14 protein-coding genes are annotated in these 13,964 nt (G+C 73.4%); 8 read left to right on the top strand and 6 right to left on the bottom strand.

Annotated elements, in window-relative coordinates:
- Nucleotides 1-5: 5 nt before the first annotated feature.
- Nucleotides 6-734 carry a ZIP family metal transporter gene (locus tag ACZ4U1_RS39380; protein WP_467908991.1) on the bottom strand — a complete coding sequence of 243 codons (729 nt, stop codon included), beginning with the start codon at nt 732-734 and terminating at the stop codon, nt 6-8.
- Nucleotides 735-816: 82 nt separating this feature from the next.
- Here ACZ4U1_RS39380 and cobM point away from each other — a divergent pair, with 82 nt between their 5' ends.
- The 6 genes from cobM to cobC are packed head-to-tail and all read left to right on the top strand — an operon-like array spanning nt 817 to nt 7,161.
- The gene (gene cobM, locus ACZ4U1_RS39375) at nt 817-1,635 is read left to right on the top strand and encodes a precorrin-4 C(11)-methyltransferase (protein WP_467908990.1); all 819 of its coding nucleotides are present in this window, start codon (nt 817-819) and stop codon (nt 1,633-1,635) included.
- Nucleotides 1,632-2,867 carry a precorrin-6y C5,15-methyltransferase (decarboxylating) subunit CbiE gene (gene cbiE / locus ACZ4U1_RS39370; protein WP_467908989.1) on the top strand — a complete coding sequence of 412 codons (1,236 nt, stop codon included), beginning with the start codon at nt 1,632-1,634 and terminating at the stop codon, nt 2,865-2,867. Before cobM ends, cbiE begins: the two co-directional genes overlap by 4 nt.
- Entirely contained in the window at nt 2,864-4,564 is a 1,701-nt protein-coding gene (gene cobJ / locus ACZ4U1_RS39365) for a precorrin-3B C(17)-methyltransferase (protein ID WP_467908988.1), read from the top strand. The genes cbiE and cobJ overlap by 4 nt, the downstream gene beginning before the upstream one ends.
- Nucleotides 4,561-5,151, top strand: coding sequence for a precorrin-8X methylmutase (locus ACZ4U1_RS39360; RefSeq protein ID WP_467908987.1), 591 nt, complete (start codon nt 4,561-4,563; stop codon nt 5,149-5,151). The genes cobJ and ACZ4U1_RS39360 overlap by 4 nt, the downstream gene beginning before the upstream one ends.
- On the top strand, nt 5,148-6,065 hold the full coding sequence (locus tag ACZ4U1_RS39355) for a sirohydrochlorin chelatase (RefSeq protein WP_467908986.1): 918 nt from the start codon (nt 5,148-5,150) through the stop codon (nt 6,063-6,065). The genes ACZ4U1_RS39360 and ACZ4U1_RS39355 overlap by 4 nt, the downstream gene beginning before the upstream one ends.
- Nucleotides 6,055-7,161 carry an Rv2231c family pyridoxal phosphate-dependent protein CobC gene (gene cobC / locus ACZ4U1_RS39350; RefSeq protein WP_467908985.1) on the top strand — a complete coding sequence of 369 codons (1,107 nt, stop codon included), beginning with the start codon at nt 6,055-6,057 and terminating at the stop codon, nt 7,159-7,161. Before ACZ4U1_RS39355 ends, cobC begins: the two co-directional genes overlap by 11 nt.
- Nucleotides 7,162-7,191: 30 nt before the next feature.
- Here the strand turns inward: cobC and ACZ4U1_RS39345 are convergent, their stop codons facing one another.
- The 5 genes from ACZ4U1_RS39345 to ACZ4U1_RS39325 all read right to left on the bottom strand — a co-directional run bounded on the left by ACZ4U1_RS39345 (nt 7,192) and on the right by ACZ4U1_RS39325 (nt 11,818).
- Complete coding sequence (locus ACZ4U1_RS39345; protein ID WP_467908984.1) at nt 7,192-8,100, bottom strand: SCO1860 family LAETG-anchored protein; 909 nt, start codon at nt 8,098-8,100, stop codon at nt 7,192-7,194.
- 135 nt (nt 8,101-8,235) lie between these two features.
- Entirely contained in the window at nt 8,236-9,327 is a 1,092-nt protein-coding gene (locus ACZ4U1_RS39340) for an amidohydrolase family protein (RefSeq protein WP_467908983.1), read from the bottom strand.
- Nucleotides 9,328-9,345: 18 nt separating this feature from the next.
- Nucleotides 9,346-10,140: an amino acid ABC transporter ATP-binding protein gene (locus ACZ4U1_RS39335; RefSeq protein WP_467908982.1), complete on the bottom strand. Its 795-nt coding sequence runs from the start codon at nt 10,138-10,140 to the stop codon at nt 9,346-9,348.
- Complete coding sequence (locus tag ACZ4U1_RS39330; protein ID WP_467908981.1) at nt 10,137-10,973, bottom strand: amino acid ABC transporter permease; 837 nt, start codon at nt 10,971-10,973, stop codon at nt 10,137-10,139. Before ACZ4U1_RS39330 ends, ACZ4U1_RS39335 begins: the two co-directional genes overlap by 4 nt.
- Nucleotides 10,970-11,818, bottom strand: coding sequence for a transporter substrate-binding domain-containing protein (locus ACZ4U1_RS39325; protein ID WP_467908980.1), 849 nt, complete (start codon nt 11,816-11,818; stop codon nt 10,970-10,972). The genes ACZ4U1_RS39330 and ACZ4U1_RS39325 overlap by 4 nt, the downstream gene beginning before the upstream one ends.
- Nucleotides 11,819-11,968: 150 nt before the next feature.
- On the opposite strand from ACZ4U1_RS39325, the gene ACZ4U1_RS39320 reads away from it, so the two are divergent.
- Nucleotides 11,969-13,069, top strand: coding sequence for a pyridoxal-phosphate-dependent aminotransferase family protein (locus tag ACZ4U1_RS39320; RefSeq protein ID WP_467908979.1), 1,101 nt, complete (start codon nt 11,969-11,971; stop codon nt 13,067-13,069).
- 269 nt (nt 13,070-13,338) lie between these two features.
- The gene (gene ectA / locus ACZ4U1_RS39315) at nt 13,339-13,857 is read left to right on the top strand and encodes a diaminobutyrate acetyltransferase (RefSeq protein ID WP_467908978.1); all 519 of its coding nucleotides are present in this window, start codon (nt 13,339-13,341) and stop codon (nt 13,855-13,857) included.
- Nucleotides 13,858-13,964 lie beyond the last annotated feature (107 nt).

Raw genomic sequence — 13,964 nt, 5'->3', positions numbered from 1 at the left:
CCGGGTCAGCCGGTGACGCCCACCACCAGCCAGATGAACGCCGCGCCGGCGACCGTGCACAGCAGGGTCGACCGGGCGGGGTGTTCGTGGTGGGCCTCGGGGAGGATCTCGGCCGCGGCGAGGTACAGCAGTGCGCCGCCGAACAGGCCGAGATAGCCGCCGAGGAGGTCTTCCGGGACGGTGAGGAACGCGGACGCGGCGGCTCCGGCGACGGGGGCGACGGCGTCCGCGAAGAGCATGGCGAGGGCCTTGCGACGGGCGTTGCCGTACAGGCTGGTCAGGGTGAAGGTGTTGAAGCCGTCCGCGAAGTCGTGGGCGATGACGGCGAGCGCGACCGCGGTTCCCATGCCGCCGCCCACCTGGAAGGACGCGCCGATCGCCACCCCGTCCATCAGACTGTGCCCCACCATCGCCGCGGCCGCCGTCAGGCCCACCTCGGGGGCGCGGTGGTTGTGTTCGTCGGCGCCGTGCGAGGCGCGGCGGGCCGCCAGCAGGCGTTCCACCAGATGGGCGAGGAGGAAGCCGGCCACGAACAGCAGGAGCGCGGCCGGGACGCCGTAGACCTCGGTGTCCGCTGCCCTGAGGGCCTCGGGCAGCAGGTCAAGGCCGACCACGCCCAGCATCAGTCCGCCGGCCAGGCCCAGCACCAGATGGCGGCGGTCGGTCACGCGCTGTGCCGTCCAGCCGCCGGCCAGCGTCATGAGGAACGCGCCGAGCGCGACGAAGACCGCCATAGGCCCTTGCTATCGGATCGACCCGCGTTCCCGCACGTCCGACAGCCACAACCGCAGTACTCGTAGGAGAGGACCGATTCCCATGGCCGATGCCACCACCGGCAAGGTGACCTTCGTCGGTGCCGGCCCCGGCGCCGCCGACCTGCTGACGTTCCGTGCCGCGCGGGCCATCGCCGAGGCCGACGTCGTGATCTGGGCCGCGAGCCTGGTCCAGGCGGAGGTCCTCGAACACGCTCGCGAGGACGCCGAGATCCTGGACTCGGCGACGATGTCGCTGGAGGACGTCGTCGCGGTGTACCGACGTGCGTTCGAGGAGGGGCTCAAGGTGGCCCGGATCCACTCCGGCGACCCGGCCCTGTGGGGCGGCACGCAGGAGCAGCTGGACCGCTGCCAGGAGATCGGCATCGCGACCGAGGTGGTGCCGGGCGTGTCCTCGTTCTCCGCGGTGGCCGCGCTGGCGCGGCGCGAGCTGACGATCCCGGAGGTCGCCCAGTCCGTGGTGCTGACCCGGCTGGGCGGCGGCAAGACGCCGATGCCGCCCGGCGAGGAGGTGCGCGAGTTCGCCCGCCACGGCACCACCATGGCGGTCTTCCTGTCGGCGGCGCGCAGCGGGCAGCTGGTGCGGGAGCTGCTGGAGGGCGGCTACCCCACGAGCACACCGGTCGTGGTCGCCTACCAGGCGACCTGGCCGGAGGAGCTGGTCGTGAAGTGCACGATCGGCACGCTGGAGGAGACGGTCAAGGAGCACAAGCTCTGGAAGCACACGCTGTTCCTGGTCGGCCCGGCGCTGGACGCCCACGGGACGCGCTCGCACCTGTACCACCCGGGTCACTTCCACGGCTACCGGAAGGCCGACCCCCAGGCGCGGCGGGAGCTGCGCGAGCAGAGGGCGAAGAGTTGATCACGGTCGTCGGTACGGGGACCGGGGCGCCGGTGCCCGCGGACGTCCTCGCCGGGGCCGCGCTGGTGGTCGGCGGGCGGCGGCACCTGGACGCCGTACGGCTGCCGGACGGGGCGGAGCGGGTGGTGCTCGGGCCGCTGGCGCCCGCCCTGGACACGGTCGCCGAGTACGTCGGCAAGGAGCTGCCGGTCGTCGTGCTGGCCTCCGGGGACCCGGGGTTCTTCGGGATCGTGCGGGCGCTGGCCGAGCGGTTCGGGTCCGGGCTGCTGGACGTGCGGCCGGGGGTGTCCTCGGTGGCCGCGGCCTTCGCCCGGATCGGGCTGCCCTGGGACGACGCGGTCGTGGTCAGCGCGCACGGCCGGGACCTGCGGACGGCGGTGAACGTGTGCCGGGCCCGGCCGAAGGTGGCCGTGCTGACCGGGCCGGGCGCCGGGCCCGCCGAGCTGGGGGCCGCGGTGCCGCGTGACCGGGTGCTCGTGGTGGCGAGCGCCCTCGGCGATCCGGAGCGGGAGCGCGTGGAGCGGGTGACGCCCGCGCAGGCGGCGGCCCGGGACTGGGGTACGGCGGTGAGCGTGGTGCTGTGCCTGGACGAGTCGCGGGCGCTCGGCGCGGTGCGGACGGTCGCCGGGGTGCCGCAGGCGCCGGTCCGGTGGGCGCTGGAGGAGGACGCGTTCACCCACCGCGACTCGATGATCACCAAGTTCGAGGTACGGGCGCTGGCCCTGGCCCGGCTCGGGCCGCGCCTCGGGGACCTGGTGTGGGACGTGGGCGCCGGGTCGGGCTCGGTGGCGGTGGAGTGCGCGCGGCTCGGCGCGGCCGTCGTCGCCGTCGAGAAGGCGGCCGACGGTGTCGAGCGGATCCGGGCCAACGCGCGCGCCCACGGCGTCGACGTGGACGTGGTGCACGGCTCGGCGCCGAAGGCCCTGGCGGGGCTGGCCGGCGATCCGGACGCGGTGTTCGTCGGCGGCGGGGGCCGGGAGCTGCCCGCCGTGGTGGCCGCGTGTGCGCGGCGGGCCCGGCGGACGGTCGTCGTCGCCATGGCCGCGCTGGACCGGGTACCGGCCGCCCGCGAGGCGCTGACCGGTGCCGGGTTCACCTGCGACGGGGTGCTGGTGCAGGCCTCGCGCCTCGCGCCGCTGCCGGGGGACGTGACCCGGCTGGCGGCCACCAATCCTGTGTTTCTGCTGTGGGGCGTCAGAACCCCGGCGTCTAGCGAAGGAGTAGTCCAGTGATCGGCCTCATGTCCGCCACCGCGGCGGGAGCGGCGGCGCGGGACCGGCTGGCCGCGGCCTGGCCGGAGCGCACCCGGGTGTACGAGGGTCCCGTCGGGGAGGCCGTGCGGGCCGCGTTCGCCGAGTGCGACCAGGTGGTGTGCTTCCTGGCGACGGGCGCGGTGGTACGGCTGCTCGCGCCGCTGCTCGGCGGCAAGGCGGCCGACCCGGGCGTGGTGTGCGTGGACGAGGCCGGCCGGTTCGCGGTGTCGCTGCTCGGCGGGCACGGCGGCGGCGCCAACGAGCTGGCCCGCGAGGTCGGCGAGGTGCTCGGTGCCGAGCCGGTGGTGACGACCGCGACGGACTCCGTCGGGCTGCCCGGCCTGGACACGCTGGGCCTGCCGTACGAGGGCTCGGTCGCCGTGGTCTCCCGGGCGCTGCTGGACGGCGAGCCGGTCGCGCTGGAGACGGAGGTGGCGTGGCCGCTGCCGCCGCTGCCGGTCGCGGCGCAGGGGCCGTACACGATCCGGGTCACCGACCGGGCCGTCACGGCGGGCGAGCGGGAGGTGCTGCTCAGGCCTCCGTCGCTGGTGGTCGGGGTGGGCGCGTCGAGCGGCGCGCCGGCCGAGGAGGTCCTCGCCCTGGTCGAGGGGGCGCTGCGGGAGGCGGGGCTGTCGTCGAAGTCGGTCGCCGAGCTGGCCACCGTGGACGCCAAGGCGGAGGAGCCGGGCATCGTGGCCGCCGCCGAGCGGCTCGGGGTGCCGCTGGTGACGTACGCCGCCGAGGAGTTGGCGGCGGTCGAGGTGCCCAACCCGTCGGACGCGCCGCTCGCGGCCGTCGGCACCCCGTCGGTGGCGGAGGCCGCCGCGCTGGTCCGGGGCGGTGAACTCCTCGTCCCGAAGAAGAAGTCGGAGCGCTCCGACGGGCAGCCGGCCATGGCGACCTGTGCCGTGGTGCGGCGGCCCGCTCGCGGGCGGCTCGCGGTGGTCGGGCTCGGTCCGGGCGCCCGTGACCTGCTCACCCCGCGCGCGGCGGCCGAACTGCGGCGGGCCTCGGTGCTGGTCGGGCTCGACCAGTACGTGGACCAGATCCGCGACCTGCTGCGGCCCGGCACCCGGGTGCTGGAGTCGGGGCTCGGCGCGGAGGAGGAGCGGGCCCGTACGGCGGTCGCGGAGGCCCGCAAGGGGCACGCGGTCGCGCTGATCGGCAGCGGGGACGCGGGCGTGTACGCCATGGCCTCCCCCGCGCTCGCGGAGGCCTCCGACGACATCGACGTGGTCGGGGTGCCCGGGGTGACGGCCGCGCTGGCCGCCGGGGCGATCCTGGGCGCGCCGCTGGGCCACGACCATGTCTCCATCAGCCTGTCCGACCTGCACACGCCGTGGGAGGTCATCGAGCGCCGGGTGCGCGCGGCGGCCGAGGCGGACCTCGTCGTCACCTTCTACAACCCGCGTTCCCGGGGCCGGGACTGGCAGCTGCCCAAGGCGCTCGCGATCCTCGGCGGACACCGGGAACCGACGACACCGGTCGGTGTCGTCCGCAACGCCTCCCGGCCGGACGAGTCCAGCCGGGTCACCACGCTGGCCGCACTGGACCCGGCGACGGTCGACATGATGACGGTCGTGACCGTGGGCAACACGGCGACCCGTGAGATCGCGGGGCGCATGGTGACGCCGCGTGGCTACCGCTGGCAGGGATCGCCGGAGGGGGCGAAGTGAACCGCGTCGTCCACCCGATCGAGCAGGAGTCCTACCGGCGGCTGCGCGCCCGCCTGGACACCTCGCACTTCCCGCCGCTGACCCGGGCGGTGGTGGAGCGGGTCATCCACTCCGCCGCCGACCTGGAGTACGCGACCGATCTCGTCATGGACGAGGGCGAGCTGGAGACGGCGCACGCGGCGCTGCACGCCGGGGCGCCGGTGGTCGTGGACGTCGAGATGGTGGCCGCCGGGATCACCCGGCGCGAGACCGTCTGCCGGCTCAGGGACGCCGTGGCCGGGCCGGGTCTGACCCGGTCGGCGCACGCGATCCGGCTCGCGTACGAGCAGGTCGGGCCCGGTGCCCTCTGGGTGATCGGCAACGCGCCGACCGCGCTGGAGGAGCTGCTGACCCTGGACGCCGCCCCGGCCCTCGTCATCGGCCTGCCCGTCGGCTTCGTCGGCGCGGTCGAGTCCAAGGCCGCGTTGCGGACGAGCGGGCTGCCCGCCGTGAGCAACGTGTCCGAGAAGGGCGGGTCGGCGGTCGCGTCCGCCGCGCTCAACGCCCTGCTGTACCACCCCGTTTCACACTCCGAGGAGACCTCGTGACCACCCCGCCCGCCCTGCTCATCGCCGGACACGGCACCCGTGACGACGCCGGAGCCGAGGCGTTCCGCGACTTCGTCCGGGAGCTGGGGCGCCGCCACCCCGGGCTGCCCGTCGCCGGCGGCTTCATCGAGCTGTCCCCGCCGCCGCTGGGCGAGGCCGTCACCGAGCTGGTCGAGCAGGGCGTACGCCGGTTCGCCGCCGTGCCGCTGATGCTGGTGTCCGCCGGGCACGCCAAGGGCGACATCCCGGCCGCGCTGGCCCGCGAGAAGGAGCGGCACCCGGGCATCTCCTACACCTACGGCCGCCCGCTGGGCCCGCACCCGGCGCTGCTGAACGTGCTGGAGCGGCGGCTGGACGAGGTGCTGGGCGACACGGACCGCTCTGAGGTGACGGTGCTGCTGGTCGGGCGCGGCTCGACCGACCCCGACGCCAACGCCGAGGTGTTCAAGGCGGCGCGGCTGCTGTGGGAGGGCCGTGGGTACGCCGGGGTGGAGACGGCGTTCGTGTCGCTCGCGGCGCCGGACGTGCCGAGCGGCCTGGACCGGTGCGCGGCGCTGGGGGCGCGGAGCATCGTCGTACTCCCCTACTTCCTCTTCACCGGCATCCTGCCGGACCGGGTGCGGCAGCAGACCGGGGAGTGGGCGGCGGCGCACCCGGACCTGGACGTGCGGTCGGCGGACGTGATCGGACCGGAGCCGGAGCTGCTGGACCTGGTGATGGAGCGGTACGAGGAGGCCGTCAAGGGTGATCTGCGCATGAACTGCGACTCGTGCGTGTACCGGATCGCGCTGCCGGGCTTCGAGGACAAGGTGGGGCTGCCGCAGCAGCCGCACTTCCACCCGGACGACGACGACCACCACCACGGGCACGGGCATCACCACCACGGCGGGCACTCGCACAGCCATGCGCACTGAGCAGGACGGCGGGGCCGGGCCCGATCTGCGGCACCACGGGGACGCCGAAGTACGGGACGACGGGGCCGCGTTGACCGACCTCGCCGTCAACGTCCGCGCGGACACGCCCCCGTCGTGGCTGCGGGAGGAGATCGCCGGCTCGCTGGCGTCCCTCGCGGCCTACCCGGACGGGCGGGCCGCGCGGGCGGCGGTGGCGGCGCGGCACGGGCTGCCGGTGGAGCGGGTGCTGCTGACGGCGGGGGCGGCGGAGGCGTTCGTGCTGCTCGCCCGCGCCCTGAAGGTCCGCCGGCCGGTCGTGGTGCACCCGCAGTTCACGGAGCCGGAGGCCGCGCTGCGGGACGCCGGGCACAGCGTGGACCGGGTGCTGCTGCGGGCGGAGGACGGGTTCCGGCTGGACCCGGCGGCCGTGCCGGAGGGCGCCGACCTGGTGGTGATCGGCAATCCCACCAATCCGACGTCGGTGCTGCACCCGGCGCAGACCATCGTCCGGCTCGCCCGTCCGGGGCGGACGCTGGTGGTGGACGAGGCGTTCATGGACGCGGTGCCCGGTGAGCGGGAGGCGCTGGCCGGGCGGACCGACGTACCCGGTCTCGTCGTGCTGCGCAGCCTCACCAAGACCTGGGGGCTGGCCGGGCTGCGCATCGGGTATGTCCTGGCCGCGCCCGAGGTGATCGCCGAACTGGAGCGGGCCCAGCCGCTGTGGCCGGTGTCGACGCCGGCGCTGGCGGCTGCGCGGGCGTGCGTGGCGCCGCGGGCGCTGGCGGAGGCGGGGCACGCGGCGCACCGCATCGCGGCGGACCGGGCGCATCTGGTGGCCGGGCTGCGTTCCCTCGCCTCCCTCGGGGTGCGGGTGGCGGAGCCGGCGGAGGGGCCGTTCGTGCTGGTGCGGATGCCGGGGGCGGCCGGGGTACGGCGCCGACTGCGCGACCTTGGTTACGCGGTGCGGCGGGGGGACACCTTTCCGGGGCTCGGGGAGGAATGGGTACGGATCGCTGTCCGGGACCGGGCCACGGTGAACGGCTTCCTGAAGGCACTGTCGGCCGCGCTTGCCGACACCGGCGGGGCGGGCCGGGGGGCCGCTCCCCACCCGGGGTGACCCGCGGGGCGGGGAGCGGCCGGGGGTCGGTCAGTTCTTCCGGCGGCGGGCCATCGCCACCGCTCCCCCGCCCGCGAGCAGCAGCGCCAGTGCGCCGCCCGCGAGGTACGGGGTCGCCGGGCTGCCGCCCGTCTCCGCGAGGCCGGCCTCGGCGGTTCCGCCCTGGGGGCGGGGGCCGGCCGGGTCGTGGCTGGGGACCGGCTTTCCGGTGGGCGGGGCCATCGGGGACTCGCAGGTGGCCTTGGCCAGGGTGAGCGTGCCCTCGACGTCGGCCACGTTGAGCTTCAACGGGTTGACGGAGACCTTGAGTTCGAGGGCGGTCGCGGCGGCCGTACGGGTCGTGGTGCGCCGTCGGGAGAGGTCGAGGCGGACCTCGCCGACGCCGGGGACCTTGACCTCGGCCGGACCGCCGGCGGTCAGGGTGACGCGCTTGCCGAGGACGGTGACGGCGCCGAGGACGTCGGCGGAGGCGACCGGCGCCTTGCCGACCTCGCAGGTCGCCTTGGCGGTGATCGCGTCGGCCTCGAGGAGGGACAGCAGGGGCAGGCCGGGTACGTGCAGCTCGGCGTGGGCGACGCGGACCGAGCCCTCGGCGCGCCGCGCGGTCACCGTGGCCTTCGCCTCGGCGACGTCCGCGCCGAGCACCGTGAACGGCCTGCCGCCGTTCACGCCCTCGAGCCGGGCGGACAGCGCCGTTCTGTCGGCGCTCCGCGGGGCCTGGACCTCGTTGAGGGAGACCGCGAGCGGGACGTTCACGGTCTTGTCGAGCAGGGAGACGTCGAGGCCGGTGCGGAGCACGACGGCGGAGGCGCGACCGTGGTCACCGGTCGCGTGCGCGGCGCCCGCGCCCCCCAGGACCACGGGCGCCGAGGCGAGGGCCGTCGCCGTCGCGAGCGCGGCGAGTCGGCGTGCGGGCATGCGGAAGTTGTTGCTGTTCAAGGCGGTGGGACCCCCAGACGGGACATGCTTGGGACCCGTCAACCTTGTCCCCGCTGCGGGTGAACAGTCAGCGTTCCAGGGGCACTTCACCCAAACGTGGATTCCCCGCCCACTCGTTCGAGAGGACGGGAACGGCTACTCGATGACCCGGCCGTTCAGCACCACCCGCCGCGGTGCCGCCAGCACCCGTACGTCGGCCCGGGGATCGGCCTCGTACACCACGAGGTCGGCCGGGGCGCCCTCCTCCAGGCCGGGCCGGCCGAGCCAGGCGCGGGCGGCCCAGCTGCCGGCGGCGAGGGCCTCGACCGGCGGGATGCCGGCGGTGACCAGCTCGGCGACCTCCTCGGCGACGAGCCCGTGGGCCAGGGAACCGCCGGCGTCCGTGCCGACGAAGACCGGGATGCCGGCGTCGTAGGCGGCGCGGACGGTGTCGTAGCGCCGCTCGTGCAGCCGGCGCATGTGCGCGGACCAGCGCGGGAACTTCTTGTCGCCGCCGTCGGCGAGCTTGGGGAAAGTGGCGATGTTGACGAGCGTCGGGACGATCGCGACGCCCCGCTCGGCGAACAGCGGGATCAGGTCCTCGGTGAGACCGGTCGCGTGCTCGATGCAGTCGATCCCGGCCTCGACCAGGTCGCGCAGGGAGTTCTCGGCGAAGCAGTGGGCGGTGACCCGGGCGCCCAGCCGGTGGGCCTCGGCGATGGCCGCCTCCACCGCCTCGCGCGGCCAGCAGGGTGACAGGTCGCCGAGGTCGCGGTCGATCCAGTCGCCGACCAGCTTGACCCAGCCGTCGCCGCGCCGGGCCTCCTGGGCGACGTAGGCGACGAGGGCGTCCGGCTCGATCTCCCAGGCGTAGTTGCGGATGTAGCGGCGGGTGCGGGCGATGTGCCGGCCCGCCCGGATGATCTTCGGCAGATCGGCCCGGTCGTCGATCCAGCGGGTGTCGGAGGGCGAACCCGCGTCGCGGATCAGCAGGGTGCCCGCGTCCCGGTCGGTGAGCGCCTGCTTCTCGGCGGTGCCCGCGTCGACCGGGCCGTGCGCGTCGAGGCCGACATGGCAGTGGGCGTCGACCAGGCCGGGCAGCGCCCAGCCCGCGACGGTCCGCACGTCGCGGGCGCCGGCGGGGCGGTCGTAGGAGATCCGGCCCCCGACGACCCACAGCTCGTCGCGGACGTCGTCCGGCCCCGCCAGGACCCGGCCCTTCACGTGCAGCACGGCACCATCGCTCATGCACCGCACCTTAACGACCTACGGCTCGGACTTCCCCACCTGGTCGGAGATCTCCTCCTCCACCTCGGCCATCGCCGGGTCGAGCAGCCGGGACAGGAAGTGCCGGGTGCGCTCGTGCTGCGGGTCGCCGATCACCTGCTCGGGGCTGCCGTCCTCGACGATCACACCGCCGTCCATGAAGACGACCCGGTCGGCGACCTCACGGGCGAAGGTCATCTCGTGCGTGACGACCATCATCGTCATGCCCTCCCGCGCGAGCCTGCGCATCACGGCGAGGACGTCGCCGACCAGCTCCGGGTCGAGCGCGGAGGTCGGCTCGTCGAAGAGCATCACCTCGGGGCCCATGGCGAGCGCGCGGGCGATGGCGACGCGCTGCTGCTGGCCGCCGGAGAGGGAGGACGGGTAGGCGTCCGCCTTCTCGGCCAGGCCGACGCGGGCCAGGTTCTCGGCGGCGGTCCTCGCGGCCGTCGCCCTGTCCCGCCCGAGGACCCGGCGCTGGGGCAGTGTGAGGTTCTCGGTGACGTTCAGGTGCGGGAACAGGTTGAACTGCTGGAAGACCATGCCGATACGGCGGCGGACGGCGTCGATGTCGACGTCGGGGTCGGTCACCTCGGTGCCACCGACGAAGACCTGCCCCTTGGTGGGCTCCTCCAGCAGGTTCACGCAGCGCAGCAGCGTCGACTTGCCGGAGCCGGAGGGGCCGATGACGCAGACGACCTCGCCCTGGCCGATCTCCAGGTCGATGCCGCGCAGCACCTCGTTGTCGCCGAAGGACTTGTGCAGTCCGCGGACCTCGATCTCCGGGCGGCTCACCGGATCGCCTCCTGGGCCTTGGTTTCCATACGGCGGACGACGAAGCTGAGCGGGATGGTGACCAGCAGGTAGCACAGGCCCGCGACCAGGATCGGCGTGGAGTTGGCGGTCGTACTGGCGAGGTCGCGGCCGAACTTGGACAGTTCCCGCTCCTCCAGGGTGACGCCGAGGAACAGCACCAGCGAGGAGTCCTTGAAGAGCAGGACGAGTTCGTTGGTGAGCGGCGGCAGGATGATCCGGAAGGCCTGCGGGATGATGACGGAGACCATGGCCTTCGCGGGCGAGAAGCCGAGCGAACGTGCCGCCTCCATCTGCCCCTTGGGCACCGCCTGGATGCCGGCGCGGATGGTCTCCGCCATGTAGGCGGCCGAGACCAGGCCGAGCGCGAGAGCGACCTTGCCGTAGGTGCCGCCCGGGATCTCCGTGCCCGGGAAGGCGAGCGGGACGGCCACACCGACGAAGATGAAGATCAGCAGTGCGGGCAGGCCGCGGAAGATCTCGATGTACACGCCGGCCAGCCAGCGGTAGGGGCCCACGGAGGACAGCCGCATCAGCGCGATGACCATGCCGAGGACGAGGCCGACGACGAAGCCGGACAGCGTGTAGAGCACGGTGTTCTTCAGCGCCAGCGTGATGACGTCCGGGAACATCTGCCGGGCGATGTCGGCCTGGGCGAACTGGTTCTGCAGCCGGTCCCAGTCCGCCGTCACCGCGAAGGCGATCACGGCGGCGACGAAGACGGCGTACTGCACGCCCCGCGACAGCCTGCGCTTCTGGCGCCGGGTCAGTCCCTTTTTCTTCGGCTGGAGGGTGGTGACGTCCGTATCGGTCATGAGGCGGCGGGAGAGGCGACGGAGGCGTCGTACGGGCCGATCCACTGCTCGTAGATCTTCTTGTAGGTGCCGTCGGCCTTGGCGGTCTTGAGCGCCTTGTTGACGGCGTCGAGCAGCGCCTTGTTGCCCTTCTTCACGGTGAAGCCGTACTGCTCACCGGTCTTGAGGTTGTCGACCACCTTGAACTTGTCCGCGTTGGCCTTGTCCTTGAGCCAGCCCTGGACGACCGGGTAGTCGATGACGACGGCCTGGACCTGGCCGGTGCGCAGGCCGTTGAGGACGGCGTCGGAGGACTCGAAGGAGATCGGGTCGTAGCCCTTGCCCTTGACGTAGTCCTCGCCGGTGGTCTGGGCCTGGGCGCCGAGCTTCTTGCCCTTGGCCTTGACGTCGGCGAGCGAGTCGATCCCGCTGCTCCTGTCGGCCAGGACGGCCTGGGTGGCCTCGAAGTACGGGTCGGAGAAGTCGACGTTCTTCTTGCGCTCGTCGGTGATGGTCATGCCGGCGGCGGCCAGGTCGCACTCGCCCGAGTTCAGGAAGGCGCCGGTCTTGAAGTTCTCGAAGGGCGTGTCGAGGATCTGCTGCTTGACGCCGAGGTCCTTGGCCACAAGGTCGATGAGGGAGACGTCGAAGCCCTGCACCTTGCCGTCGATCTCCGACTGGAACGGCGGGTAGGGCAGGTGGGTGCAGGTGGTCAGCTGACCGCCCTTGACCAGGTGGACACCCTTGACCGTGGTCTTGCCGCTCCCCGAGTCGCTGGAGGAGCAGCCGGCCGCGACGAGCACGAGTGCGGCGGTCGCGGTGGTGGCGGCCAGAAGGCGGGCCCGGCGCCCTGCGAGCGTTTTCATGGGGAGATCTCCTGTGATGGAACTGTGGCTTCCGATTATAAGGAAGGGTTTGAGTCTCTCAAATCAAACCCATGGTTACGAAGGCTTTCGACCTAAGATCGGTGGAGTCGACCTCCCAGACCTACCCCCGAGAGCGAAGAGAGCACCGCCGTGACCCACCCCTTCCTCGACCTGCCCCCGCTGAGTGCCGAGCGCTTCGCCGCCATCGAGGACGGGGTGGCCCGGCTGCTGGACACCCGGCAGGACGTCCTGATCACGCAGGGCGAGGCGCTGCTGCCGCTGGAGGGCGCGATCCGCGCGGCGGCCGGTCCGGGCACCGTGGCGCTGAACGTGATCACGGGCCCGTACGGCCAGACCTTCGGCAACTGGCTGCGGGACGCCGGCGCCACGGTGTACGACCTCTCCGTCCCGTTCCACACGGCGGTGACCGCCGGGCAGATCCGGGAGGCGTTCGCCGAGCACCCGGAGATCGACTTCGTGTCGCTGGTGCACGCCGAGGCGGCGACCGGCAACACCAACCCGGTCGCGGAGATCGGCGAGGCGGTACGGGAGCAGGGCGCCCTCTTCTACCTGGACGCGGTGGCCTCCGTGGGCGCGGAGCCGGTGCTGCCGGACGCGTGGGGCGTGGACCTGTGCGTGATCGGGGCGCAGAAGGCGATGGGCGGCCCGGCGGGTGTGTCGGCGATCTCGGTGAGCGAGCGGGCGTGGGCCCGGATGGCCGCCAACCCGAACGCCCCGCGCCGCTCCTACCTCTCCCTGCTGGACTGGAAGGACCGCTGGATCGACGCCGGCCGCAAGGCGCTGCCGCACGCTCCGGCCCAGCTGGAGATGCTGGCGCTCGAGGCGTGCCTGGAGCGGATCGAGTCGGACGGTCTCGAGACGGTGATGGCCCGGCACCGGCGCGCCGCGCTGGCCTCGCGGGCCGGTGCGGTGGCGCTGGGCGGGGGCCTGGAGCCGTACGTGCACGAGGAGCGGGACGCGGCGCCGGTCGCCACGACCCTGCGGGTCCCGTCCGGGGTGGTGGCCTCGGAGCTGGTGGCCCGCGCCCTGGCGACGGATCCGACACTGCCGCTGGCGGCCGGTGGCGGCGCCCTGGCGAAGGAGATGATCCGCGTCAACCACTACGGCCCCGACGCGACCCCGGGGGCGGTCCGGAACTCCCTGGCCGCCCTGGGCGCGGCACTCGCGGAGCAGGGCCTGCCGGTGGACCCGGCCGCCGGGCGCCGGGCCGCGGAGAAGGCCTGGCAGTAGTCCCACCCCTTCGAATTCAATTTACTTTCACAATTCCCGCCAATTCCCCGGACGATAGCTTCCCGTCTTCTTCTGCCCCCTTTTTGCAGAGCTAAACAGGGGACTTTGCAGGCGGGTTTCCGGCGGTTTCAGGGCTGTGACACAATCCACAACGTGGGCGTTTTGCCCTGGTTTATCGCGGGATACTTCGGACATTCCACCGAGGCGACGGGCAGTCCCAGCGATCACTCCCGTGCATTTTCGAATTCGCCTCGCTAAATTCGTGCCGCATGACTGCCGCACCTGCAGACCTGCTCATCGAACGGCCGGCGCCGACCGACGGAGCCGCGCTCTGGCGCCTCGCCAAGGACTCGAAAACCCTCGACCTGAACTCGTCCTACAGCTATGTGCTGTGGTGCCGGGACTTCGCCGGCACCTCGGCGGTGGCGCGTGGCGTGGACGGGGAGCCGGTCGGCTTCGTCACCGGATACCTGCGGCCGGACCGCCCCCGCACCCTGCTCGTCTGGCAGGTGGCCGTCGACCCCGCCCACCGGGGCCACGGCATCGCCGCCAAGCTGCTGGACGGGCTGGCCGCCCGGCTCACCGCCGAACGCGGGATCACCGAGCTGGAGACCACCATCACGCCCGGCAACACCGCCTCCGAGCGGCTGTTCACCTCGTTCGCCGAGCGGCACGGCGCACGGGTCCGCCGCGAGGTGCTGTTCCCCGCCGACCTGTTCCCGGACGGCCCGCACGACCCCGAAGTCCTGTACCGCATCGGCCCGCTGACCGCGTCCACCGCCCACTGAGGAGCGAATCACCGTGACCATCACCCAGCCCGACCTCAGCGTCTTCGAAACCCTGGAGTCCGAGGTGCGCAGCTACTGCCGCGGCTGGCCCACCGTCTTCGACCGCG

The sequence above is a fragment of the Streptomyces sp. NPDC028928 genome, assembly GCF_055564915.1.
The sequence above is the reverse complement of the archived record's forward strand: the minus strand, read 5'-3'. Positions and strand labels throughout refer to the sequence as shown.